The 23,891-nt window shown below is 44.7% G+C and carries 31 protein-coding genes and 1 pseudogene; 10 read left to right on the top strand and 22 right to left on the bottom strand.

Features of this window, described 5'->3' with window-relative positions; genetic code table 11:
- Position 1: 1 nt before the first annotated feature.
- The 5 genes from BACCOPRO_RS14995 (at position 2) to BACCOPRO_RS14980 (ending at position 6,390) form a co-directional block, all read left to right on the top strand.
- Positions 2-2,251: a MutS N-terminal domain-containing protein gene (locus BACCOPRO_RS14995; RefSeq protein ID WP_004308690.1), complete on the top strand. Its 2,250-nt coding sequence runs from the start codon at positions 2-4 to the stop codon at positions 2,249-2,251.
- Positions 2,252-2,262: 11 nt separating this feature from the next.
- Positions 2,263-3,819 carry a glucosaminidase domain-containing protein gene (locus BACCOPRO_RS14990; protein ID WP_004308692.1) on the top strand — a complete coding sequence of 519 codons (1,557 nt, stop codon included), beginning with the start codon at positions 2,263-2,265 and terminating at the stop codon, positions 3,817-3,819.
- Positions 3,820-3,831: 12 nt separating this feature from the next.
- On the top strand, positions 3,832-4,008 hold the full coding sequence (locus BACCOPRO_RS17900; RefSeq protein ID WP_004313634.1) for a hypothetical protein: 177 nt from the start codon (positions 3,832-3,834) through the stop codon (positions 4,006-4,008).
- Between the two features lie 82 nt (positions 4,009-4,090).
- Complete coding sequence (locus BACCOPRO_RS14985; RefSeq protein ID WP_004308698.1) at positions 4,091-4,702, top strand: hypothetical protein; 612 nt, start codon at positions 4,091-4,093, stop codon at positions 4,700-4,702.
- A gap of 5 nt (positions 4,703-4,707) precedes the next feature.
- Positions 4,708-6,390 carry a zincin-like metallopeptidase domain-containing protein gene (locus tag BACCOPRO_RS14980; RefSeq protein ID WP_004308700.1) on the top strand — a complete coding sequence of 561 codons (1,683 nt, stop codon included), beginning with the start codon at positions 4,708-4,710 and terminating at the stop codon, positions 6,388-6,390.
- Between the two features lie 54 nt (positions 6,391-6,444).
- Here the strand turns inward: BACCOPRO_RS14980 and BACCOPRO_RS14975 are convergent, their stop codons facing one another.
- From BACCOPRO_RS14975 to BACCOPRO_RS14960, 4 genes are all read right to left on the bottom strand, one after another.
- The gene (locus BACCOPRO_RS14975; RefSeq protein WP_004308703.1) at positions 6,445-6,816 is read right to left on the bottom strand and encodes a hypothetical protein; all 372 of its coding nucleotides are present in this window, start codon (positions 6,814-6,816) and stop codon (positions 6,445-6,447) included.
- A 10-nt stretch (positions 6,817-6,826) separates the two neighbouring features.
- On the bottom strand, positions 6,827-7,111 hold the full coding sequence (locus BACCOPRO_RS14970; protein WP_004308705.1) for a hypothetical protein: 285 nt from the start codon (positions 7,109-7,111) through the stop codon (positions 6,827-6,829).
- A gap of 4 nt (positions 7,112-7,115) precedes the next feature.
- Entirely contained in the window at positions 7,116-7,310 is a 195-nt protein-coding gene (locus BACCOPRO_RS14965) for a hypothetical protein (RefSeq protein WP_004313635.1), read from the bottom strand.
- 431 nt (positions 7,311-7,741) lie between these two features.
- Complete coding sequence (locus BACCOPRO_RS14960; RefSeq protein WP_004323429.1) at positions 7,742-8,227, bottom strand: hypothetical protein; 486 nt, start codon at positions 8,225-8,227, stop codon at positions 7,742-7,744.
- Positions 8,228-8,242: 15 nt separating this feature from the next.
- Between BACCOPRO_RS14960 and BACCOPRO_RS18580 the strand changes: the two genes are divergently transcribed.
- Positions 8,243-8,482 carry a hypothetical protein gene (locus tag BACCOPRO_RS18580; protein ID WP_008659509.1) on the top strand — a complete coding sequence of 80 codons (240 nt, stop codon included), beginning with the start codon at positions 8,243-8,245 and terminating at the stop codon, positions 8,480-8,482.
- Between the two features lie 184 nt (positions 8,483-8,666).
- On the opposite strand, the gene BACCOPRO_RS14950 is transcribed toward BACCOPRO_RS18580, so the two are convergent.
- Entirely contained in the window at positions 8,667-9,023 is a 357-nt protein-coding gene (locus tag BACCOPRO_RS14950) for a hypothetical protein (protein ID WP_004308712.1), read from the bottom strand.
- 175 nt (positions 9,024-9,198) lie between these two features.
- Positions 9,199-9,669, bottom strand: a complete 471-nt coding sequence (locus BACCOPRO_RS14945; protein WP_004308716.1) for a hypothetical protein — start codon at positions 9,667-9,669, stop codon at positions 9,199-9,201.
- A 469-nt stretch (positions 9,670-10,138) separates the two neighbouring features.
- Here BACCOPRO_RS14945 and BACCOPRO_RS14940 point away from each other — a divergent pair, with 469 nt between their 5' ends.
- Positions 10,139-10,312 (top strand): BF3379 family histone-like protein, encoded by a 174-nt coding sequence (locus BACCOPRO_RS14940; RefSeq protein ID WP_007898898.1) that lies wholly within the window; start codon positions 10,139-10,141, stop codon positions 10,310-10,312.
- 129 nt (positions 10,313-10,441) lie between these two features.
- Here BACCOPRO_RS14940 and BACCOPRO_RS14935 read toward each other — a convergent pair whose 3' ends face one another.
- The 7 genes from BACCOPRO_RS14935 to BACCOPRO_RS14905 form a co-directional block, all read right to left on the bottom strand.
- Positions 10,442-11,884 carry an OmpA family protein gene (locus BACCOPRO_RS14935; RefSeq protein WP_004308721.1) on the bottom strand — a complete coding sequence of 481 codons (1,443 nt, stop codon included), beginning with the start codon at positions 11,882-11,884 and terminating at the stop codon, positions 10,442-10,444.
- 53 nt (positions 11,885-11,937) lie between these two features.
- Positions 11,938-13,395, bottom strand: a complete 1,458-nt coding sequence (gene mobV / locus BACCOPRO_RS14930) for a MobV family relaxase (protein ID WP_004323434.1) — start codon at positions 13,393-13,395, stop codon at positions 11,938-11,940.
- Between the two features lie 206 nt (positions 13,396-13,601).
- The gene (locus BACCOPRO_RS14925) at positions 13,602-14,462 is read right to left on the bottom strand and encodes a hypothetical protein (RefSeq protein WP_007896824.1); all 861 of its coding nucleotides are present in this window, start codon (positions 14,460-14,462) and stop codon (positions 13,602-13,604) included.
- Positions 14,463-14,486: 24 nt separating this feature from the next.
- Complete coding sequence (locus BACCOPRO_RS14920) at positions 14,487-15,044, bottom strand: hypothetical protein (RefSeq protein ID WP_007896827.1); 558 nt, start codon at positions 15,042-15,044, stop codon at positions 14,487-14,489.
- Positions 15,041-15,436 (bottom strand): hypothetical protein, encoded by a 396-nt coding sequence (locus BACCOPRO_RS14915; protein WP_040596142.1) that lies wholly within the window; start codon positions 15,434-15,436, stop codon positions 15,041-15,043. Before BACCOPRO_RS14915 ends, BACCOPRO_RS14920 begins: the two co-directional genes overlap by 4 nt.
- 10 nt (positions 15,437-15,446) lie before the next feature.
- Positions 15,447-15,893 carry a hypothetical protein gene (locus tag BACCOPRO_RS14910; protein ID WP_149963081.1) on the bottom strand — a complete coding sequence of 149 codons (447 nt, stop codon included), beginning with the start codon at positions 15,891-15,893 and terminating at the stop codon, positions 15,447-15,449.
- Between the two features lie 13 nt (positions 15,894-15,906).
- On the bottom strand, positions 15,907-16,956 hold the full coding sequence (locus tag BACCOPRO_RS14905) for a hypothetical protein (protein ID WP_040311580.1): 1,050 nt from the start codon (positions 16,954-16,956) through the stop codon (positions 15,907-15,909).
- Between the two features lie 237 nt (positions 16,957-17,193).
- Here BACCOPRO_RS14905 and BACCOPRO_RS14900 point away from each other — a divergent pair, with 237 nt between their 5' ends.
- A complete protein-coding gene (locus BACCOPRO_RS14900; protein WP_155819219.1) occupies positions 17,194-17,838 on the top strand; it encodes a recombinase family protein in 645 nt (214 codons plus the stop codon).
- 233 nt (positions 17,839-18,071) lie between these two features.
- Positions 18,072-18,380, top strand: a pseudogene (locus tag BACCOPRO_RS17895) (HU family DNA-binding protein).
- Positions 18,381-18,471: 91 nt separating this feature from the next.
- On the opposite strand, the gene BACCOPRO_RS14890 reads toward BACCOPRO_RS17895, so the two are convergent.
- The 8 genes from BACCOPRO_RS14890 to BACCOPRO_RS14850 form a co-directional block, all read right to left on the bottom strand.
- Entirely contained in the window at positions 18,472-18,726 is a 255-nt protein-coding gene (locus BACCOPRO_RS14890) for an LPD11 domain-containing protein (protein WP_007896841.1), read from the bottom strand.
- Positions 18,727-19,200: 474 nt separating this feature from the next.
- Complete coding sequence (locus tag BACCOPRO_RS14885; protein ID WP_007896843.1) at positions 19,201-19,701, bottom strand: DUF4313 domain-containing protein; 501 nt, start codon at positions 19,699-19,701, stop codon at positions 19,201-19,203.
- Positions 19,702-19,756: 55 nt separating this feature from the next.
- Positions 19,757-20,071: a hypothetical protein gene (locus BACCOPRO_RS14880; protein WP_007896845.1), complete on the bottom strand. Its 315-nt coding sequence runs from the start codon at positions 20,069-20,071 to the stop codon at positions 19,757-19,759.
- 416 nt (positions 20,072-20,487) lie between these two features.
- Positions 20,488-20,871, bottom strand: a complete 384-nt coding sequence (locus BACCOPRO_RS14875) for a single-stranded DNA-binding protein (protein WP_007896849.1) — start codon at positions 20,869-20,871, stop codon at positions 20,488-20,490.
- Positions 20,872-21,552: 681 nt separating this feature from the next.
- The gene (locus tag BACCOPRO_RS14865; protein WP_008144950.1) at positions 21,553-21,810 is read right to left on the bottom strand and encodes a DUF8466 domain-containing protein; all 258 of its coding nucleotides are present in this window, start codon (positions 21,808-21,810) and stop codon (positions 21,553-21,555) included.
- A gap of 11 nt (positions 21,811-21,821) precedes the next feature.
- Positions 21,822-22,151 carry a hypothetical protein gene (locus BACCOPRO_RS14860; RefSeq protein ID WP_007896861.1) on the bottom strand — a complete coding sequence of 110 codons (330 nt, stop codon included), beginning with the start codon at positions 22,149-22,151 and terminating at the stop codon, positions 21,822-21,824.
- Positions 22,152-22,165: 14 nt separating this feature from the next.
- Positions 22,166-22,342: a ribonuclease P gene (locus BACCOPRO_RS14855; RefSeq protein WP_149918941.1), complete on the bottom strand. Its 177-nt coding sequence runs from the start codon at positions 22,340-22,342 to the stop codon at positions 22,166-22,168.
- Between the two features lie 15 nt (positions 22,343-22,357).
- A complete protein-coding gene (locus tag BACCOPRO_RS14850; protein ID WP_040311579.1) occupies positions 22,358-22,651 on the bottom strand; it encodes a hypothetical protein in 294 nt (97 codons plus the stop codon).
- 67 nt (positions 22,652-22,718) lie between these two features.
- Between BACCOPRO_RS14850 and BACCOPRO_RS14845 the strand changes: the two genes are divergently transcribed.
- On the top strand, positions 22,719-23,045 hold the full coding sequence (locus tag BACCOPRO_RS14845) for a hypothetical protein (protein WP_007896866.1): 327 nt from the start codon (positions 22,719-22,721) through the stop codon (positions 23,043-23,045).
- 94 nt (positions 23,046-23,139) lie between these two features.
- On the opposite strand, the gene BACCOPRO_RS17890 is transcribed toward BACCOPRO_RS14845, so the two are convergent.
- Positions 23,140-23,388 carry a hypothetical protein gene (locus BACCOPRO_RS17890; protein ID WP_008144947.1) on the bottom strand — a complete coding sequence of 83 codons (249 nt, stop codon included), beginning with the start codon at positions 23,386-23,388 and terminating at the stop codon, positions 23,140-23,142.
- Positions 23,389-23,891: the final 503 nt, after the last annotated feature.

Below are 23,891 nucleotides of genomic sequence, written 5' to 3'. Positions count from 1 at the left end.
GATGAAAGAAAAATCGCAAATCGAAAAGAAAGCCGAGGAAAAACAAATCACCTTGCTTTCTACGGCTTTGAGTGAAGCCTCGAATGCCGGTGGACACTGGCTCAACGCATCAGGAAAGGGATACCCGCGCTTCTATCCAAAGGGTGTTTCTGTCAGCGCATTCAATGCACTATTCATGACGCTGCATTCTGATAAAAATGGATGCAAAACCAACCAGTTCACGCTATTCAGCGATGCCAAGGCACAAGGAGCCTCGGTGCGTGAGAATGAGCAAGGCGTTCCATTTTTGTTTTATAATTGGAACAAGTACGTTCACCGCAATAATCCAGAACAGGTTATCAGTCGTGATGACTACATGAAACTGTATGAAGAGGAACAAAAATTATATAAAGGTGTACATAACCGTGAAATTCGCACTTTGTTCAACATTGACCAGACGACACTACCCTACGTGGATAAGGAGCGATACGAAACGACGTTGCGGCGGTATGGAAGTGCAGTGGAAAGAGGATATACGGAAGCTGACAACCGACGGTTGCATATTCAATTCAACGACTTCCTACTGAGGATGCGAGACAACCTTGTGCCTGTTCGTTTGGATGGAAGCGGTGTACCCCACTACGAAACAGATAAGGATGCGGTCTATATGCCGCGACAAAGAGAGTTCAGACATTATCACGACTATATACAGGAAGCCTTGCGGCAAATCGTGAGTGCTACCGGACACCAACAACGATTAGCGCGTGAAGGTATGGTGATGAAGAACGGTGTGGCTCCTTCGGAGGATGCTGTCAGACAGGAACGGTTGGTAGTGGAACTGGCTTCAGGGATTAAAATGTTGGAACTGGGGTTGCCAGCACGGTTGTCTGAAGAAAGTCTGAAGACAGTGGAATACTGGTGCCGGGAGCTAAAAGAGAACCCGAACTTGATGGACGCTCTCGAAAGTGACGTAAACAATGCCATCGAAGTAATCAATAAAGCGGAACGGGGCGAGAAAATCGAATACGCCACCATGCGCAACCGGCGAGACACTTCAACCATGCAGGAGCAAATGCCCAAACATTATTTTGTGTCGAACGAGATTCGGCAGCATCCGGATAAAGAAACGAAAAAAATTGTGCTTGTTATTGACCCACAGGCAAAAACCGCAGATGTAATTCTTCCAGCAGGGGCTTCTACAGAGGCAGATAACGAGATACCGGGAATGAACAAGGGACGTATCATGCGAGCGTTGCAGAAAGATGGAATCGAGCAGGTACGCTTCTACAATACGGATGGTGCATTAGGTTATCGACCCGATGACAGTTATTTTGCCGAGAAGATAATTATGCTGGCCCGGCTGAAGAATTGGGCAATGGAGAAGCTCTCCACACTGGACGTGGCGTCAGCGGTCAAACAGGCGAATGAGATCGGATTTGACCACGTAGAGATGATTCAAGATGATAAGAAACGATGGGCACTTTATATCAAACCCGAAAATAAGAGCGGATATAGCATCTATCCTGATAAAGAAGATATAAACCGCTTCTTTTCAACACTCAAGCAAGCAATGGATAACATCGGTAAGGTTCGGATGGAACTGGCGCACAAGTATTATGCGCTGGCCGAGGTCAAACCTGACCTGAAGGTGGATTTGTTCAGCAGCGAAATGCCGGAAATAGACTTGAACCGTATCCAGCGTGTTTCGGTTTTCAAAACCAAACAAGACGGCATACAATGCGTCGCAACTATTGATGGGCAGAAACAGCCTGCCCGAAGTGTCACTCCGCAACAGTGGCAGCGGATGTGGATAGCGGAAGAGCGTGACAGCTACAAACGTCATTTGGCAGCTACCTTATTCGCAGACGTACTACAAAAAGGACAATCGCAGGAGGCACACACCGGAGAGAAACAACAGAAAGAAGCAGAGTTGTGGCCGATAGAAACGGTAGCGCAGGAACGGACGGAATCAGACAACAAGGGTATTTCACCGGAACGGCAGTTGTGGGACAAACTTAAAGCGAATCATCCCGATGCCTTGCAACTGCTTCGCACGAAAGATGGTTATCGGCTCTATAACGAAGATGCGGTACAGGGTGCAAAGATATTGGGCATAACCCTAAAAGAGTATCCGGAAGGGGACATTACGGCTTCAACGGAATTTTCAACGGAGCAGCTCGACAACTATCTGTCTAAGCTCGTCCGTGCCGGGGCACGGGTTGCTATAAGTGACATGGAGGAACAAGAAACACACAGAGGTTTTCATAGATAAGGAGTAAGGAAATGAGCAAGAACCAACAATACGCAATGAAATATGCAGAGTATGCTATGGAGCAGATGCGCCGGTACGGAATCCCCGCATCCGTGACGTTGGCACAAGGCATACTGGAAAGTTCCAACGGGCAAAGCCGTTTGGCGCAAAACGAGAACAATCATTTTGGCATCAAGGCTACGCCTGCATGGATTGCCGAAGGAGGAAGGTATGGTATATATACTGACGATAAGCCGAATGAGAAGTTTTGCAGTTATGACAGTGTGGGTGATTCATACGAACACCACTCCCGTTTTTTAAAAGAAAACAGCCGCTATGCCCAATGTTTTGCACTTTCGCCCGACGATTACAAGGGTTGGACACAAAATATCGAACAGGCCGGTTATGCCACAGGCGGAGAATATGCCGAGAGTCTGCAACGGATTATAGAGCAAAATGGCTTACAGCAGTATGACAAACTGGTGATGCAGGAAATGGAGACACAGGGTAAGCGGTTCGGTACGGAACATAATCCTCTCCGAACGTCTGAAAATTCAGAGTATGGTGCGAAGTACTCATTCCCGGTAGAGCGTGAAGAGTTTCTTTTTGTTACCTCGCCTTTCGGTATGCGGCAAGATCCGATGGACAACACGAAACAACAGATGCACAAGGGAATTGATATCCGTTGCAATGGCGATGCGGTACTGGCTACTGAGAACAACGGGAAGGTGGTGGCTGTGAATCAGAATAAGAACACGCCCGGTGGAAAATCGCTGACTGTGGAATATACCAGAACGGATGGCAGCAAGGTACAATGTACTTATATGCACCTTAAGGAGGTTACTGTAAAGGTCGGTGATGTAGTACAAGCCGGTGGGAAGCTCGGCACATCGGGCAACACAGGTACACGTACAACGGGCGAACATCTACATTTCGGCGTGACAAACTTCTATGCAGACGGAACAAAGCGTGACATCGACCCTGCGGCTTATCTGACTGAAATCGCACAGAAAGGTAATATCAAATTGGAAGTGTTGCACAACGGGAACAGCCTGCTCACCCGATATAAAGGAACAGAAGAGAATGCCGCCGGCAAAAACCTTTCGCCCGACGGATGGATGAAGAAGTTGCTTTCGTCAGAGGATAGCGGTGTGGGAATGTCAGGATGCAATGACCCTATAGTAGAGATGGCGATGACAGCCTTTAGTTCCCTTATGCTATTGGCCGTACAAATCGACAACAAGAACGAGGAGGAGCAAAAGACTGCCATATCCAAACAAATGGATAGTGGACGCATCAATCTGAAATCATTATTACCGGGCATGAAAAACTGCGAACTGGCAATCAGTGAAAATGGAAAGGCTATTCTGCGAGTGAACAATGGAGAACTGCGCATGTCACGTGAGTTGACTACTGCGGAGTTAAGCCGTCTGTCGGCAACACTGAATAACAATACTCTCACAGAAGAAGCCAAAAGGATACGTGTAACCGGTATGCTGAATACGGTTATCCTCTCGGAAGCGGCTTCACAGAATTTTGAACAAGGGATGTCCCAACAGCAGGGACAGACAGAGAACCTAAAAAGATAGAAGCGTGGCGATATGGTAAAATGCGTGATGATACAGCTATGCAGATGTCTGTTCGGACTGTCCTACCTTGCCTTGTATGTCCTGCTCTGCTACCAACTCTTCGGCTGGGTAGCAACGCTCATTATCGTGAGCGTTCAACTGTTCCTTGCCGGATGGCTGATCTGGGCAATGATACGAGCACCCGATTAAGAGCAATGATTTAGCAGTTCAACAACAAATCATGGCAACACAGTTGTCGGGTGATTATGTATCACATTAAAAGACAATAGAAATGATAAAATGTAATGTTACGGTATGTGGCGTTATCGGACGTGATGCGTCGATACGCACCAATAAGGAAGGGAAAACGTTCCTGGTTTTTCCTCTTCGAGTAATGATCCCTGACACTGACGGGAAGACTATGCCTATTGAGGTGGATGTCAGCAAAGATACTGCCGGAAAGGAGGTTTCCAAATATCGAAATGGTTCCCGCATCGAGGTTTCGGGGACAATGTATCTCAAACACCGTGGTGACAAACTTTATTTCAATCTTTTTATTAACGAAATTCGTACAGCTACGGCAGATGCGAAAGATACGGTCAAGGGCGAATTAGTATTTCGAGGTAAGGTCGGGCAGCATATCGAGGAAAAAAGGGATAAGAAAGACCAGCCTTACACAATGTTTTCGGCATTCAGTACGGAGAAAGTAGAGGATGGCTTTGAATACCAATGGGTACGTTTTTTCTGTTTTGGCAAAGAACGCGAAGCATGGTTACAGCCGGGCGTGCGAGTGGATGCCAAAGGTGAAATATCCCTTTCGGCATATAACGGAAAGCTGAATGTTTCATGCAAGGTGGAAGAACTTGTACAGTATGTAGCAGATTCGTCTAATTCCAATCAGTAAAGGATATGGCCGGATATAAAAAACAGCACACGGACGGGCCGAACAGCGAAGATAAAGCATTAGACCTCTTCGCTGAAATGATGATTGAGAAAATCGAGAGTATCCGTAAGGATTGGAGAAAGCCATGGTTCACAGAAGAAGCGTTACAATGGCCCTGCAATCTTTCCGGACGCGAGTATAATGGCATGAATGCCATTATGTTGCTTATACATTGTGAAAAGGAAGGTTACAAGATTCCGCGCTTCTGCACTTTTGAGTGTGTACAACGGCTCAACAAATCCGATAAGGACAATCAGGAGAAACCTCGTGTTTCTGTACTTCGTGGAGAGAAATCATTCCCAATCATGCTGACTACATTCACCTGCATACACAAGGATTCTGGTGAGAAGATTAAGTATGATGACTACAAAAAACTATCTGATAACGAGAAGAAGGAATACAATGTTTATCCTAAGATGCAGGTATTCCGAGTCTTTAACGTGGCACAGACCAACTTGCAGGAGGCAAGACCGGAGCTGTGGCAAAAACTCGAAAAGGAGTATTCGCTACCGAAGATTGAGAACGGAGAGTATTTCAGCTTCGCTCCCGTCGATGCGCTGATAAAGGACAATCTGTGGATTTGTCCGATCAAACCACAGCATCAGGATAACGCTTACTACTCTATATCGAGAAATGAAATCGTTGTGCCGGAAAAGGAACAGTTCAAATCTGGAGAGGCGTTCTATGGAACACTATTCCATGAGATGACACACTCGACCGGTGCGGAAGGAGTTCTCGACCGTATCAAGCCGACAACTTTCGGCTCGGCAGAGTATGCGCGCGAAGAATTGGTAGCCGAGTTAGGCAGCGCATTGGTTGCCCAACGTTACGGCATGACGAAACATATAAAAGAGGACAGTTGTGCCTACCTCAAAGGATGGCTCGACGAATTGAAGGAATCGCCACAATTCATCAAGACAACTCTGTTGGATGTGAAAAGAGCGGCTTCTCTGATTACCCAAAAGGTGGATAAGATTGCACTGGAATTGGAGCAGAACATTGATGAAGAGCAAACAGTAGCACCGAAAGAAAAAGTGTATTATTCTTCCGTGGCCTATCTTCAGCTTACCGATGACACGATGCGGTTGGACGCATTCAAGGATAAGGGGGACTACGAAGGACTGCTGACTCTCGCCAAGGAGTATTATGACGGTAACGGCATTAACGAAGAATATACTTATTCTTCTCCCATACAGAACCGAGGAGACAATCTTTTGATTGAGGACAAGGATTTTGCTGTGGTGTACAATGGGAGTGTCGGGGGAACTTATGAAGTGATGCTGAAATTCACGGAAAAGGAAGTACGCGACCATATCAGGCGTTATGGTATCGAACATGCTGGAGATACATTAAAAGGGGTAGCCAAGGAGATGGCTGCGGAACAATTCGCTATCATGACACAACAAAAGATTCCTGCATTTGAAATGCCGAATGGTGATGTGCTGTATGTCAGCTATAATAAAGAATCCGACATGATAGATATCGGGCCGGTTACTAATGCGGGACTTGTCGCACAACATCGTTTCCCATACGACCATAATGCTTCGTTGGATGCCAACCTGCAAACCGTGAACGAAAAGCTGAATAATATGGAGGAATACCGGGAAGAGCTACAAGAAGCAGAGTACAGCGGCGGAATGCGCCGATAAAACGGAAAAAGATGCGGAGCTGTTTGCTCCGTACCTTTTCTTGAATTTATTTTATTACTCTAACAAATTATCTATCATAGACTGTAAATTTGTTATATCGCAATACTGATTATGTCCCCCTCTGTAATCTTTCGCGTGTTGGGCTGTCCGGATTAAGAAAGAATCGAGTTCTATTTTTACACCGCTACCCATTCGGGACAAACCGGAAGAGTGACTGATGTAAACGAATTTACCGTTACGTTCTATGAAACAAGAGGTATTATAATGCCCCTTTAAGTTGAATGTTACTTTTGCGCCAACGGCTGTTGCGTACTTGGAAATCTCACGTACTAAGGCCGTTTGGAAACTGCGGTATTTTTTTGAAACATAGACTCCTGCATCTGCAAGGATTGCGTTCTGCCATTTGGTATAAAAATTCTGTGCCATATTTTTAATATTAATTCTGTAAATAATTCTCCCAATTCTCTTTGTCAATAGTTAATTTGTTCATTTCCCAATCGTATTCCACTTCCGGCATATCAGAATAAGGGAAATACACAGTGTAGCCTATCTGTCCATAAGAACAATGTAGCGGTATAACGCAAATCTCCTGACCACAATAAGGCTGTGGCGTACAATATTTCTTCCAATCAAAACGACCTGCTGCTATATTGCAGCAAAGTAATTTTAGAGTTACTATACCTTTCCAACTCTGAAAATCTTTTTTATAACCTTTTTTCATACTACTAATGTGCTATATTATAATAAACTTCGGGTTCACTTGACACGTTGTAAATCCAGCTTCCGCAACGTACCAATAGAGCATTCTTGCCATAATAGAGTTTCTTCATTCCGGTTATACTTCCTGTTATGTGAAAGTTAGGGAAACGACTGATGTCTATTTTCTGTGCATCGCATCTGTAGAGTGTTTTAGTTCTCATTGCATTTATTTTTTTAAGTTGTTTTTTATTTCCCTCTTCTTGAAGCCTTCCGACTTTACCCAAGAGGTTGTTTCATGTGCATTTTCAACGGTGGATGCAAGAACTATGAGCAAGTAACCGGAATGAAATTTTATGAATACCGGAATCTGTGATTGCGGAAGGTTACGTCAAATTTCATTTCAGGTAGCAACAGCGGTACTTGAACATCGTTTGCCACCGTACCTTTGCGCACGAAACAAACAATGGTGCATGTCGGGACTGTGAGAATGTAATACAATTAGAACAGGTAATATAGAATCGGTAAAAGAGGCTGTGAATTGGTAACAGAGGTTCGGCAGAACATGGTCTATAAAAGTAACCGGACTGTTATATAGGAAGATGATAACCACCCGCTTGAGTTGCGGGTGGCTTTAAAAAAATTATATGGAGTATCAGAAGTGATAGTCGATGACTCCTCCGATATAGAGTATCGTTCCCGGTTCAAGCGTACAGACAAACTCCATAAATGCAAAAGATTTTTCGGCAAATGACTGGTATCCCTCTCCGTCCAAATAGAAATGATACGCAATATCCAATGGATTTTCCAATGCCTTTTCAAGTTGATAAACAGGGCCTACAAACTCCAACATATTTTCCGTCGTAATAGCTTCAGCTTTCTTACGGATGTTAGTCACAAAGTTCTCTTTCCATTGTTCCACACCACCAATGTAGCGTATGGTGTCATCACCTACAAGTTCGAACATATCTTTTGGTAGAGCAGTATTGACCAAATAACGAATATCCTCCTTACGTTCTTCGTCATCTATCTCCGCACAATAGTCATAGAAACTGCCATCTCCTTGATGGAGAGTGTCTTCATTCAGATAGTTTTCTTTTTCTATCCACATTTTAGAAATCTGAAAAATTCGGCTGTGCATAATTTTGAAATTTAAATGATTAAACTTTATTCCCTTTACTTGAAGCTCTTTCGGCTTCTTGTCAGGAATGATTTTTATGCGAAATTGACAGCAAGGAAAGGATGGATAAGGCAAGTAAACAGTGAATGGAATGAAGTGGAATACCCAAATCTTCGATATGCGGAAGGCTGCCACAAGTATCCGGGAACTGTTAGCGCAGCGTTACTTGACGACCATTCTAAAGCTGTATCTTTGCATACAAAATCTCTCAGATAAGAACTGCCGATGTGCGATATAAAGAATATCTATAAAAGACTGGAGAAGCACTCTGAGACTGTATAAAAGGACTGAAGGCGACAAAGTCTCCAATCTGCATGAAATCAGAGAAGCTTATCGGATAATGATAGTTCGCTGCACGCTGTCAGCATACCGTCATTTCGTTTTCTGCATCGGATTAGTCTTAGCCTGCGGCATATTCATAGATGTTACAGAAAGAATTGTCGTTTTCATCTTTCCGTTGTTCGGCAATAGCAAGAATTTCTGTTATTGATTCGACAGACTGACCGCTTATCACCTCAAACCACTTGAATACTTCTGTCTGGTTGACAAAATATTCCTTGTACCATTTGTCGTCTGGAGTACATAGGTCTGCAATGTACTTTTCGGGAAAGTATTTACTCTCTTGGTCATTTGTCCAGTACTCCGCCAGACCCGACTCTTCCGATTGATAGAAATAACATAGTGTTGGGAATTTCTCACATACCAGTTCAAGTGTTTCATCACACGGAAACCAAGCCGTTTCCGTTGTGAATTTCAAGAATGTCAGGCCAATAAATGTGTTATACTGTTTAGAAACGGAGTACGACGAGTAAAAAAGGAATAGGACCGGTTGTGGGAGTTCGGTGGAGCATGGCTATAAGAGTAATCGGGCTGAATATACAATACAAGGAAATGCTATCCACCCGCTTTGGCTACAGGTGGATATGTTATTGTCATTCCGCACCTCTCATGATGGTGAGTTGGTCGGGACGGTTAGGAAACCAATAAGAATCACTGTCAATATATACACATCTGCCACTATTACAGAGATTCCCAAAAGCTAAGACCTCACAAGGTCCAAATATCACTCCATAATCGTTTGTAAACGCCACCATATCTCCCACACTCAAGTCGTTTTCCGTATCCATCACCTTGGAAAGGTGGTCGTAAAACTCAATACCTTCAGCTTCACGTTCTGTTTTCCAACGCAAAAAGTCTTCTTTATGACTTCTACCGGTATGTATCGGTGATAATTCAGAAGGAAAAACCTCCGCTTCCGAAGTATCAGATGCAATCAAAATAACGCTATCCTCTTCAATGTTTTCCGGAATAGAAGCCACTTGGTAAACCCCATTAGACAGACCACTATCTGGGTCATGCCAATAAAGAAGATTACCCAACTTGATAAAATCGTATTTTCCCATATTCTTTGATTTATTATTTCCCTTTGCTTGAAGCTCTTTCGGCTTCTTGCCGGGGATTGATTTTTATGCAGGATTAACAGTGGAATAAGGGCGATAAGACAAGTAAACAGTAAATGGAATGGAACGGAATACCCAACCTTCGAATGTAAGAGCAGAAGCAGGCTTGTCCTTTTATACCTTGCAATGAGAAGGGGACTGAAAGTCAATCTTTGATTTGAGGAAGGCTGCCGTAAAATATCCAGGAACCGTTAGCATAGCGGTGCTTGACAATCGTCCGGACACTGTACCTTTGCATATAAAATCTCTTCGGCCAGATTTGCCGATGGTGCGATAAGGGAATACTCAGAATGGAAAAACATAAAAAGGGGTATCATATTATAGGCGAAATATATAACAGAGCTAATATAAGTCCTAAAAAAATATTTTTGCTATCTTTGCCAGCGTATTATATAATATTAAGAACATAACAATGAAAAAAACATTTACACAAATCTGTGAATTGTTCGATCAATTCTCAAAAGATGCCAACCTCCAGATGGAGAAAGGCAACAAAGCTGCCGGAACTCGTGCCCGCAAAGTATCACTTGAACTTGAAAAACTTCTCAAACAGTTCAGAAAAGAGTCACTTGAAGCATCGAAATAATTTTCATTCTGGTTCTGACAGTAGGAAAATGGCGAACTTCACGTGTACCATATCGAAAAAGCCTCTTCGCTTCACAGCGGAGAGGCTTCATTGATTATGACAAAGTTAAACATCAATTATGCGAAATTTCTATTTCGCTTTTGGAAAAAACAACTCCACTTTCGTATGTCTGTTGGCTTCCACGGGCGTATAGTCGGCAATTCCACCTTTGCTAACTCTGATAATCCGCTTGGCTGGTATTCCACGTTGTTCCAGTTCTGCGGTAATAAAACCTGCTCTCGATATACTCAAAGAATCATTGATACTTGATGTTCCTGTAGAACTGTCAGCAGCACCAGTTACCCTCACGGATAAACTGTATTTCTTAGCTACACGAGCCAGTTCGTCAAGATTAAGCCTCTGTGAGGTATCCGTCAGATGTGTCGTATTGAGAGCAAAAAAGAAATAGATGGGTGTACCGATGCACTCTCCATCAGCGTATGAAAGAACCGTGGAATCCATAGCGAGGGTGTCCTGATGGGCGGACTGCACATTTCGGGAAGCCGTGTAATTATATGATGGCTTTCCATTCTCTGTCTGAAGAATAGTCGTGTCAAGAGGTGACGACCCGTCCCAATAGCTATGCTTCAATCTTGCACGAAGCGAGTTCAAACCGCTATAATTATTTATAGGATATCTGCATCCGGTTATATCGTCGTTGTCAAAGATATGGCTATATGTATCGAGTAGTCCTTCGATTTCCAGAATTTTCTTTAATTCCACGAGTGTTCGCTTATCTTGATTGTGACGTCCCACATAACGCCTGTTCTCCTCCGAAAGGAAGTTGCCATAATCGACAAGCAGTTCGTTCCGATGGATGTATGGTGCCGTATCCACCGCGCGCTTCCAGCCGACCTTACCGAGATGAAAGGTGAATCCGGCAGTCAGCGAAAGCATGTGATCGCCCAGACGGTTTGGATAGCCATATCCGTCGAAATCCTGGAATGTAGTTGTGTTAGAGAGTTCCAGCATAGCACTAACCCGTTTGGAAATACGGTATTGTGTTAGTATGCCGTAAGAAAGCGCAAAGGGATTGTTCCCGTTGGTGGCGTTATGTAGCAGACCGACACCCATAAAGGGTGCAAGCCTCCAACGTACCTGTTCCTGTCGGGCATATCTGCGTCCAAGGAGATTCCACAGGAGATCTGCATGGATATAATGGTAGTCCTGCGTAGATAATTGTGCATCCTTAAACTGCAAGCCACTATAATTTACCCTTGCGCCGACCAAAGGAGTAAACCATTTGCCGACGGCGAGGCTGTACGAAGGTTTCACTCGTCCAAAAAGGTCTTCACAACCGAGAGGTGTACCAAGAAAAACTGTCGCACCTCCGGATATGCTAACAAACCAGTTGCCGGTTCGAGATGCCGGAAGTAGCACCCCGTTGAGATAGACGGGCTGCATCGGTTGAAGCAATTCCGCTACTTCATAATGAATAGTGTGTCGTACAGTGTCCTTCTGTACGGGTTGTACACTTGCTTGTGCCTGCAACGTGCAGAGCAAAGCGAAGATGAAAATAATTTGTTTCGTCATATTCCAATGATTTCATTAGTTATACTTTTAATCTGGTGTAAGGCGTATGCCATTTACCGTTTAGATTTCTTGCCGATAGTCGAGCGCATCATGCGGCTCGCCATCCTCATACAGCGAAGTGCCCATGCTCGATTGTCCTCGTCCTCGTCGCGTCCCCATTTGAGGTCACTCCCTCCGCCTCCACCACCATGTGATTCGGCAAATGTAGTGGCATCATCTACCATTCCGAGAAATAGCATTGTCGCACAGTGCATGATTTCCGTACCCCGCTCGGCGATAGACTGTACCAGTGAACCGTCAAAGAGCTGCCGTTCTGAAACATTCATTTGTGCCGATGCGTTACGATACTCGCTGATTACACTCTCCAGTAGGACGTCTTTAAACAAGCTATCCACTTTGGAGTGTACATCACGGGAATATTGATAGGCCTCCTCTTTGAGTTCTTCGGTACGTTCTTCAATGGCTCCCATATCCTTTTTCAGTTCGATGAGTTGCCGGTCAGCCGTCTGCAACTTTTCCTGCTTGTCTGCCAGTTGCCTGATGATTCCTTGCAGCTCTTTTTCCAACATTTGTATTTGGATTGCCAATTCTGCCGCATTGCCTTTGTTTTCTTTTAAATTGTACTCGGCTGCCGATAACAAGGTTTCTTTTTCAGTTTTCTGCTTTTCAAGATTGCTAACCATTGTCGTAAGCCCTTTGACTCTGCGTTCTGCCAACCGGATGTCTGATTGAAGTTCACCCAATACCTGTTGATGGAGTTTGATATTATCCTCGATTGTTGTACACTCTTCAGACAACATTCGGCGGTATTCCTCAGTCGTTCTGTGCCGTGCACCCGTTTCGGATATGCTTGTTCCTCTTGACATTCCCCACTTTGTATTGACTTCTGCGAAAAAGTCCGTATGAAGTTGTTTCATTCTTGCACTATATTCAAACTTATCCTTACCGGCGAAGATTTCCTTGTACGCAAAGCGACTATCCTTGATTGGCAGAAGCGTACAGTGGATATGCGGGTTCAATTCATCCAGATGTACAATGAATGCAGCGATGTTCTGCTCACCATATCTGCCACAAACGAATGAATAAACATCCTTGGCCCAGCGTTCAATGTCACGCTTCCGTTCGATGCGGGTATTGTCCGCACCTTTTTCAAAGTCCACCTGTTGCGTACCGAAAGCAAGTTCCTGCATTCGCTGCCGTGAACCGCCGAAGATGATATTTACCACCGTGCGGTATTTTGGTTCGAGCAGCCCCTCATTAGGATCTTTGATTCCACGGTGACTTAATATGTCCGCCATCCGTTTGGGAATGCTACGGCTTGTGTCGATGGGATGTATTTTACCTCCGGGCGCAATCTCGAAGTTCAGCCGTTTACGCGTAGGATCATAATTTCCCTTACTCATAGCGTACTTCTCTGCCTTTTCACTACGGTCACGCAGATGTTCATTACTTTGGGCGGTGGTAATCCCTTTCGACACCTGCACGTCGAGTACCTGTTTTTGATTTGCCATACGTTTTTCATATTGTTTCGGACAATCTACCGTGTCCCAGCTTGCTGCTTGTTCGGACACCCTTCCCACCAACGTCAGGCAGGTGGGGTATTAGGCTCCCCCGTCCCTTAGTTCGTGGCAGACGGGCAAGCCCGGATGCCTCCTATAACCGGCAGCACTCCAGAACGGGAAAGGAAACGGATTGTTCGCAGTTATACATTCGGTTTCTAATCTCCGGTCTGGTACGACTTCTCCTGAGCCTTTGCCGCAAGCGCAAGAAAAGGCTTTATAAGGGCTTTTAAGCCTTCTATGCGGTCTTCCTCATGCCCGACATCATTTGCCCTGCTTTCGTCAAAGAGAAGTCCTGAAAGTTCGTTGGCAGTAGCGAGCAGCCCAGACCAGTCACCGTAGAGTTCGAGATGGAAGTAGTCCATGGCTCCTGAAACATCATCGAATCTCGACTTCCGCAGAGCACGTTGCAGGGCGGCCAGTGCGATGCACTCCTGAGCAGCCTGGCTGATTTCCACCGCCCGGCTGTTACCTCCGGTTGCCGAACCTATATGGGTGACACTGTCCGGACACGAAAGGTTGTCCTGCATGGCAGTCCCGTCCATGGCCTGGCGGATGAGCTGTCCACATCGAAAGCCGGTTTCATCCGTATCGGTTTTGCCAGTTATCCAATCGGACAATACCTCATGCATTAGGTCGGCAAACTCCGGCACCTGCTGTCCGGAACAAGACTCCACGGAACTGCCGTTCTGTACGTTCATGGTAATGATGACGCTTTTGGAAAGACGGATACGGCTCAGCAGGCCGAACCCCTCCAGTGCATCGAGGAAAGAACGGACGGTAGCCCTGTGCCAATGCCATTCCACTGAAAGGTCTGAAACCGTCACATGACACTGGTTGGGATGGAGTTCAAACTCCTGATTTCTTAAAAAGGGGGAAACAAAACCGGCCAGAGCCTTGTCCAGCAAATCACAATAGGCTTCTGTTTTCGTTTTCCGTTCACCCACTTTCTCCTTGAGGTAGTCAAACACCTCTCTGTCTGCCAGTATCGGGACAGTTATTCTTTGTCTGGTTTTCATTTTCAATCTGTTTTTGAATGGTTATTATTGCGCGGATATATCAGTGTTGCCGCTGTCCGCATCCTGCGGCAACCTTGCGTGATGATAATCATGATAGCTTTCGGCCAGCAGTGCTGGATGTTGCATCCATCCGGTAATCCGGTCTAAATCCCCGGATTCGGTCATTACCCGATCGGAGGGATAGAACAGGGCAGCCAAAAGAAGAAAGGCGACGGTGACTGCCAGCGTGTACAGATGCGGTACAAAGCCGATGACCAGTACAGTCGTTGCCAGAGCAACAAACGAGGATGTCCTGCCGGGCAAACGTCTCAGCCAACGGTCCGTCCGCCTGAACGAATAGATAGCGGCACAGACTGCGGTCGATAACAGGATACCGAACTCGCCGACATGTCCGCAGGCATAGACATAGTGAAAAAGCAAAAGCAGGATCAAAAGGATCCGCACATAGAGCCTACGGGCCTTTTCACGGTATACCATGGCGTTATAGAACCTTGCCATAAAAGTGCGGTTGCTCTTGTATAATGCCATGGGCACTGCAAACAGCATGGCACAGAAAATGAGTTGTAAGATGTTCCAAATCATAAGTAATAGGGTTTTTCGCGTGCTTGAATGGGCAGTATCACCAGCTCCAGACGGACAATGTTGTGGGAAGCCAGCAGGATGATGGCCTCGGCATCCCGTGGTGAGAGATACATCGCAGCCTTCTTGATACGCTGCCTGAACGTATGTTCCTGCTTGCGGTAGGTGGCCAATGCCTTGTCCAGTGCATACTCCGGGATTGTCCAGGTCATGCCCTTGGTGTACGGGCCTTTGTCCTTGTAAGCCCGCAGTACCAATGTCCGGGAAACGATGTAGTCAATATGGCCGTTCCTTGGCAGTGCGTACTCCTTATAGGTATTGTCATCAACGACCTCTATCCATGTACGATACTCCCTTATCCAATAGACCATCTGTCGATATAACGTATTCCTCATGAGGCAACGGTCATAGAAAATTCAGCAGGACATCTTCCTTATCCTTCTTGTATTTGAACACACCTCCCTTGGAATGGAGATCTAGGTCAAGGCACAATTCGCCATACATCTGCTCCAGCGAATCATAGATGGTGACAAGGATGGTGTCAACCTTGCCGTCCGCACCGGTCTGGCAGTTCATCTTGAACATCTGGCCGAAAGCAGGATTGGAATATGCACAGGTGCTGTGACCGAACTTGACCGTATGCGATGGAATATGGTGGTAGAGCGTTATCAGCTCCATGTCGTCCTCGAACATATCCATTACCTCTTCCAGGTCATAGGAATCTCGCAATGGAAAGGTCAGCAGTGCATAGTCGCCGTAGAACTGCGGCTCTTCCATGATGGTCACATCCAGCAGCTGTGGCAGCTGAAGCGGGACGAACGTCATAAAGTCGTCAAAAAAATGTCGTAACATATTCATGATATTGTTATAGCGTGTGTATGAAAATTTCCATCAGCATTCCGGGAAGTTCAGACAGGCGTGTGCCTTCAGATTGCAGGATCCGGCTCAGGCTTTTGAATACCGCAGGGGTCTGGGCCGCCATCCTGTCAAGCTGTTTCCGCTCATCCTCGGAAAGCAACGCCATGGAAAAAGCATCCAGTGAAGAATAGGGCTGCACGAGCATCCATATATAGGCATGTGCCTGTACGGGTGTCTTGACCCTCTTGTTGCGGACGTCATCCATGCAGGTCTGCATGTTCTGTATCTGCCGGCGGTTGGTACGAAGGACCAGATAAAGCATGGCCTCCCGGTAGGTGATTTCCTTTCGTTCGGCAGCAAGGAGTATCTGAGAGCAGCATTGCTCGGTGTTGCGGGTGACATCTGTCAGACCTTCACCGTCCAGTTCATGCAGGTGTACAAGGAAGGCACGGAATACGGCATCCTCCTTTGTGATAAAGGCTCTCAGGTCTTTGGTGCTATGTATGCCGGCACGATTGGTGCGTGACAACAGCGAACGGTAAGCGGAAAGGACCTGGGTCCGGTTTCCTTTATGTGCCGGCTGGTCATCCAACGAACGGAAGAAAGGGCGGATTTTCTGTACGTCATCCAGCAGTTCCGTATCACGGGCATAGGAGGAAAACTGATTTTTGAAGGACAGGAGTTCCTGATAGGTACGCGGCTTCGAAAGAACCAGCCGTGAGAACTCGTTGCGGATTGAATCGTGCAGGCGGACACATGCCGAACGTGTGTCGGGATGTTCCCGTATGAGCGAGTCCTTGCGGAGATGAAAAAAGACGGAATCCTTCAGTTCCTGCCATTGGCGGACGTAAAGGGTCAGTTCCTTGAAAGAAGCACTTTTTTGGCTTCGTATATCGAACAGATACTTCCGGTAGGTTCCGGCAGGGTCTTCTGCCACTTCCGACAAAGGCTTGCCGCTTCCGTCACCGCATGATGACAATCCGCAAATGGTCAGTGAAGCGGCACATACTCCGGTCAACAGCCAGACTCTTTTACAGTATGATTTTACACTTTCCATATTTGTTATTTCATATTAAAACAGTGCAAATCTATATATAAAAATCGTGATAATATTCTTTCGATGTCAGAATTAGCGATTTTTTCATAATCATATTAACAATATGATTATCAATGAAAACAAGTGAAAGAAAAACAGGATTTCCATCCGTTTAAACGATTATTTTTCCACAATATAATTTTGGATTTAAAGGAAAGTATTATATTTGCACTTGTTATCAAAACAATGTATAATCAAATGGCAAAAGTCGGTTACATATTCAGGGAAAACAATGAAAGTTTTGACACGGAAAGAGAATGGATGCAGCAATACGGATGTGTACAGATTGTAGAAGAAACGGTCGAACACGAAACATTGCGTCCGATGTGGAAACAGCTTATGGCAAATCTTGAAAGAGGTGACGAACTTGTCGTGGTCAAGTTCAGCAATGCCACACGCGGGCTGAGAGAACTGTCCGCATTCATTGAACTGTGCCGGATCAAGATAGTACGTATCATATCCATCCACGACAAGGTGGATACCCGAGGTGAACTGTTTCCTTCCACGACAGCCGCTGACGTGCTGTGGATAATCGGTGCGTTTCCGGAGGAGATTGCGGCATTGCGCAGGTACTCTGCCCATGTGGAAAGGCTGCGCCAAAGCATCAAGGCACCGGCAGCCCCGAAAGTGCTGCCCAAAGCCGAACGAGACAAGAAAATCGTGGACATGTACACCAACGGCCATTCGTTCGATGATATCTGGGCTGCCAGCGGCTTCAGCAGCAAAAGTTCAATATGGCGCATACTCAACAAATATGGTGTAAAGCTCGACCGTGGCCAGACCAGCGGTCCGCGTGTCAAGAAGAAGACGGAAGAGGATGATAGCGGAGTAGAAAACATGTGATGTAAATCCGGATGAATTTCACTCCGTATTATTTTGTAGTTCAGAGATTATTTTGTATCTTTAGATTCAATTACAACTGTATAAATATAGAATACTTATGGGAGAACTGATTGTATTATTCGTGGTGTTTTGGATTGTCGGCAAGATTCTGAAGGGTATATTCGGTGGATTCAGCCAGAGCGACTACCGGCGTGACCGTTAAGCCAGAAGGTAAGTAAGTGCATAATTTTATCATTCATTTTAATCAGACCATGACAAAGGCAGAGATTGTTGACCGGATAGCAAAGCAGACCGGTATAGAAAAGAACACGGTAACAGCCGTAGTGGAAGCGTTTATGAAAAGCGTGAAAGATTCGATGATTGTAGGAGAAGAGGTTTTTCTGTGAGGGTTCGGCAGTTTTATAATCAAACATAAAGCACAGAAAACGGGACGTAACATTTCAAGCAATACGACTGTCATCATCCCTGCCCATTCGGTTCCTGCCTTCAAGCCTGCCAAGACTTTTCGTGTCATGGTAAAAGGGGGCATCGAGGCTAAATAGCACTGAATCTTCATAACTGATAACTGATATAATTGATTAGAAAAATGATTGCCGCATCGCTCTGTCTTTGGAGCAGGTGCGGCATTTGTTTTTATTCCGGTATATTCCTCATGGCGGTATCATACTTCAGAATCTGTTCCCTTGTCAGCCATTGTGGTTTTTCCTCCTCGGTGAAACTGTCATAGAGCCTGGTCATGTACTCCAGTTGCCTTTCTTCATCACCAGCCCACAAACGGTTGGGATTTCTGTTGCCGAAACCAAGATAATATTCGCAATCTGCCTGTAGGCGTCCGAGTAGCATGTACCGAAACTTCAAATCGTGCTGTAATACTTCATCTACTGTCATTTTATTCTATTTTTTTAAAGTGTTTCATTTGCCCTGCTTTGAAATTTACCGACTTCATCGCAAGGGTCGCTTTTTGGTGCCCATCATATGGCGAAGCAGGAATGCAAAGCAAGAAACCCGGAATGAAATTTTATGAATACCGGAATCTTTGATTGCGGAAGGTTACGTCAAATTTCACTTCGGGTAGCGACAGTGATACTTGCAGAGCATTCTTTCGACGTACCTTTGCACAAGAAAACATTCCCGAGCGAAATGTCGGGATGCAATCAGAGGCTGCCCGCCATTGCAAATGATAAAAAGGGACTGGTAATCTTGCCGCTATAAGAGGGAAAAAGGAATAACTAAAAGAGAGAAAAGGACAATATATAAAAGTCTGGTGTCGCTGGAAAATCGGGTGTAAAAAACGATACCGTGCCGAAAAAGGCGGTACGGTATCGTTAAAACCAATCAGCAATCCATGCCTGGAACAGCTGTTCAGAAACAATCAATGTCGGCTTCTTGGAATGTCTTCGGGAAATGCTGGTAAATCAATGCAAGATTCAGCATTACCATCGGATACTCCACAAAGCCGCTCCTGCGTTTGTAACCGGAATCCGTTGCCAGCCCGTTCGCACTCAAAAACGCCATGGCATCCGGATAATGGTTCACATCAATAAATGTCCGGTCGGGCAATCCAAGGGCATCCATTTCCTCCAAATTGACAGAAAGGACGATATACTCACTTTCATCCTCCACGCTCTGCAACAGAAGAGCCAGCCACCCGTTGGCATAAAAACGAGGTACAAGATAGCAGTTCTGTCCTCTGAACCTGTACTCCTTCCGTTCCAACGAACGGTCCGGTTCAATAAGCCGAAACTTATCTTCTCCGGCAACAAAAGTTCTCATTGGATTGCTGACATCCACATAGATGCCGTTGGCATGGTGGCAAAGATAGTCCGCATTTTCTGCACGGACGATTGCAAATGTAATATCCATATCTATTTTATTGAGTTTAACTGATTGAACTATCTGCTTTATCTGTATGACGGCATCAGTCCGTCACCTCATAATAATATTCCAGCTCGCTGCCTTTCAGATTCTCGATGGCGTATTGGTCGGCTTGCATCCAAAGGATGTTGTAGAGCTTTGCCATTTCCGGGGCTGCCTCGTAGTGCTGCCAGATTTTGTGGTTGAGTACCAAAATAAGTTCTGTGAGGTACTTGTAGCTCTGTTTCCACTCTGCAAATGCTCGGTTGAAAGTGTCTTGGACTGCTGGAAGTCCGAAGCGGTCTGCTATCGAAAAATCACTCCAAAAAGTTGTCTGTAACATGTAGCCGTTTTCTGCCATAAATTCTCTGAATGTCATATCACTACAATTTTAAAGTTGATGAATTTTGTTTGTTTTCCCTCTGGTAGTTTCTGTACCGGAAGGTTGATTTTTTTTTCTGCTCACGAAATTGGCGGTCGGTCCGGGCAAGGAGGATGTGGAAAATACGCTCGCAGGCACGGAGAGGAAGATTTTCCGACAGCCAGCAAAGCGGTTCCTTGACAGGACCGGAAAACGGCAATCAAACTTTGCAGAGAAAAATAACAGGCTTGCGGAATGGAACCCCGAAAAGCAGTAAAAACACAAAGGAGCGACATGACATTATAATGGTACGGAAGTACATGCATGGTACGGAAGTACATGCAGGGGAAAAGCTATAAAAGGGCGGAATGGCTGAAGCCGTCCATGAACAAAAATAAAGCGACCCGAAGGTCGCTTTGTCTGTAAGGCCGGAATCATTTCTTGCCTTTCTTCACAGGTTTTGCCTGTTTTTTAGGAGCTTCCTCCTCTTTTTCAACAGGCGGATAAAACTTGACAGCCACGGTCACGATGCGGTTGTGTTTCGTACCGTCCTTGTCAATCCATTCTTCTGGTTTGAAATAACCCTCGACGGTAAGCATGGTACCTTTGGTCAGCATGTCGAAGGAATCGGTGTTCTCGTTCTTACGCCATGCCTCGATATTCATGAAGGCGGAAATGCGGTTGGATTCCTCTCCGTTTTTCTCCAGTCGGCTTACAGCCAAAGAGAAACGTGCTACGCTGGCACTGGTGAACTGATGGATTTCTGCATCTTTGCCAATGAATCCTGTTACTGCGAAAGTGTTCTCAATCTTTTTCATATCGAATTGCTTTTAGAAGTTATTAAATTATTTTTACGCTGCGGTAAAAAGTAGATGCAGATAAAGGATGCACCAAGGATAGCGCATCAATACGCTTTATTTTTGGCGAAGACAAAACCAAAGGCCTGATAAAGGAAGATTGAAGCGGCTACGCCATTGGTCAAGACTGCTAAGGCGTTCCTGACTGCACACTATCTTTGCAACGGGAAAATGATGATGGCTTCGTTGGAAAAGCAATGATGAAAAATGAGAACCAAATGGAGGGAACAGCAGGCAAAAGCTCGTGTCCACTCTCTGGTGCAGGAATTGAAGCACCTTCCCGGACAACCACAAAAAACGGAGAGACCGGACTTTTCCAATGTCGCTTGTCGAGGCAGCAAAAACAGAACGGCATTCATTCAAAGTATACTGTCGAAGAGGGTCATTCCAATCCGAATGGAGCAAGGACAGAACACACAGCTGAGGGTGGCTGCTGTATCCGCACCAGAAAAAGAGGGAGTGAAAAAATGGCCATAGGGAAAGGCAGAAACCGGATCAGACAGAAAAGCGGGATGCTTTTCACATGAATGGACGGCTGTAAAAAAGGAAACGGCGCAGCCAAAAGAGAAATTATAAAAGGAAGGGCGGCAAGGCTGAAATGGGTAGTTCCATTCCAGCCGGTAGCCAATATCTGTTGGCTGATTAAAACTCAACCAACATGATACGGTGCTTGAAGACCAGAGTCTTGTCACTCGGACGTCTTTGACAAACCCAAAGGTGATGGGCACCATATCCATAGGTAAAATACTCATGAAGAGGAGTCTTCTCTTCCAACTGTCTCATACTTTCACGCAGCTCCGCTTCATCGGTAGAAAAAAGAATTGTATTGATGATTCGGAAATAGAGGTCGGTCACCTCCTCGGAATAAGGGCAAAAGCTGTGTTCAATCGTCACTTTCATGTTTTCGATATTTATGGTACTTCTATAATGTCCTCAATGCGCCCATACAAAACGGAACGCAATGAAGTCTTGTCAACTGCATAGTATTCGGCGACATGTCCGTATTGCTTTACGAAATAGCGTTTGAGGACATCCGAAAAGTCAAAACAATACCCCATCAAGGCTATGCCACATTTGAAGTGGCAGCACTCTTGCAGGCTTCGTGTAAGCCAGTTCTTTTCGGAACGGCTCAATTTGCCGCCATTATCAAGACGTTCCCGTAACTTGTAAACCTTGCTGTCTTTCAGCTTCTCCAATTCGGGGACATCCCACTGTACGAATTTACTTGCTATCTGTTTCATTGCTGTTGTCTTGTTTAATCATTGATAATCACTTCATCTCTGTATTCTTCTATTTCTTTGCCGCTGGTGAGACGGACAATGACTGTGTTGCCATAATCTCCGACAATGGTGCCTTCTGTGTACCCTCTGTAGGGAGTAAGCAACGTGCAGGACAACCCGATAATTTCGCTGTCTTCCTCGTAAAACATAATCGTATGATTTGAAGGTTATAACTTAACGTTCCACTTGCCTTGTGAGAATATCCTGAAGCTGACATAATCACTATCAAACTCATAGGACAGAATCTTGATATAGACTTTGTTCTTGTTTGCCAGGGATGCTATCAATTTGCTGATTTCTTCTTCGGGGTATTCCCAACGTGAGGAAAATTCCGCATCAATGCAATCGTTCTGACGATTGATATAGCCGTTGAATGTTCTGTCCAGAAACTCCTCTATCGTATCAAGGTCTTTTGAACACTCTGTTCTTGCGTAGAAGATGTTTGTTGCATAGTTCGCCATAATCCTAAATTTTAAGTTCTTATATTCCCTCCTGTAGCATTTCATCTACTTTCGGGCTTGATAAATTATGTCGCCACAAAAGGTGGCATGGCTCTTTATGCAAGGTTTTCAGACCAAATACTACCTCAGCGAAGCCGAGTGTGGAGATTTTGTCGTAAACCATCAGGCAATGACCTTGCATACAAGAAAGGCATGGCAAGTACCTTTGCGACACAATTTTCATCAGCCAGACCGGAAGTTAGTATGCGAAATGCCGGGAGAAACATGGGAGATGATTGCGTGCAAAGGGTGTGATGGGAATGTAAAAAGGGTTTGCAGCCAAAAGAGAAAGACAAGGGAGACCTTCCAGAGAGTAAAATGGGAAAAGGAAGGATGGTCGGGAAGTGAGCTGTAAATCCAGTTTAGTTTGGTTTGTTAGCCTTATATATATGCTAAACTAAATTAAACTAAATATAGGCAGTCATATTTGGCTGCCTGCATAAAAAGAATTAGATTTGTAGAAGTGATGCAACTTTAGAGGATGACGGGCTTGCACTTTTCTCTTTTGGCTGCAAAAAAAACATCAGTGCAAGCCTTAATCTGATTTGTAAACCCAAGGAACAAAAATCAAATAGAGCAGCTTGAATTTTCACTCCAAAGGCAAGCAACTGCAAGCAAAGAAACAGAGTGCAAAAGAAAAAACAGGAAAATGGATAAAATTCACTTTTTGTTTCTAATTTGTTTCTTAATTCAATCATGTAGTTTTGTAAAGCATTATATATTAGTGTATTAGATATGTAAATTTTAGCTATGTAATATTATTTCCAATATATAAATTCGAAAGCCTTTTCATCATCATTTGACAAGCGAAGCAATATATTTTTAGGCACCATATTATCCATGTTACAACACTTTAAGCAGCCATTTCATTTTTTATTTAGCTTTATCTATGAGTTCAATATAAATGCATCTTTCCTGCAAATAAAATCTCATAAGACTTCATAAAATCCGATTTTTGAAAAATAATCCTATTATAAGAGTTACATAGTAAAAAAATATATAAAACACAACGGAAGCAAAGATATAAAATTAATTAATTTGTTCAAGACAACATTTCTGTAAAATTTTACAGGAACTAAAAATTTAATCTCTTTCAATTCCAGGAGCACATTAATCGCTTTTTCCAATAAACCACTAAACCTTCATACCCATATACCAACCGATTACAAAAAAGTTGAAGCTGATCGAATATACATTATTT

The organism is Phocaeicola coprophilus DSM 18228 = JCM 13818, assembly GCF_000157915.1.
GTDB classification, from domain to species: domain Bacteria; phylum Bacteroidota; class Bacteroidia; order Bacteroidales; family Bacteroidaceae; genus Phocaeicola; species Phocaeicola coprophilus.
Note: the sequence above shows the minus strand (reverse complement) of the source record. Positions and strands in the feature narration are given on the sequence as shown.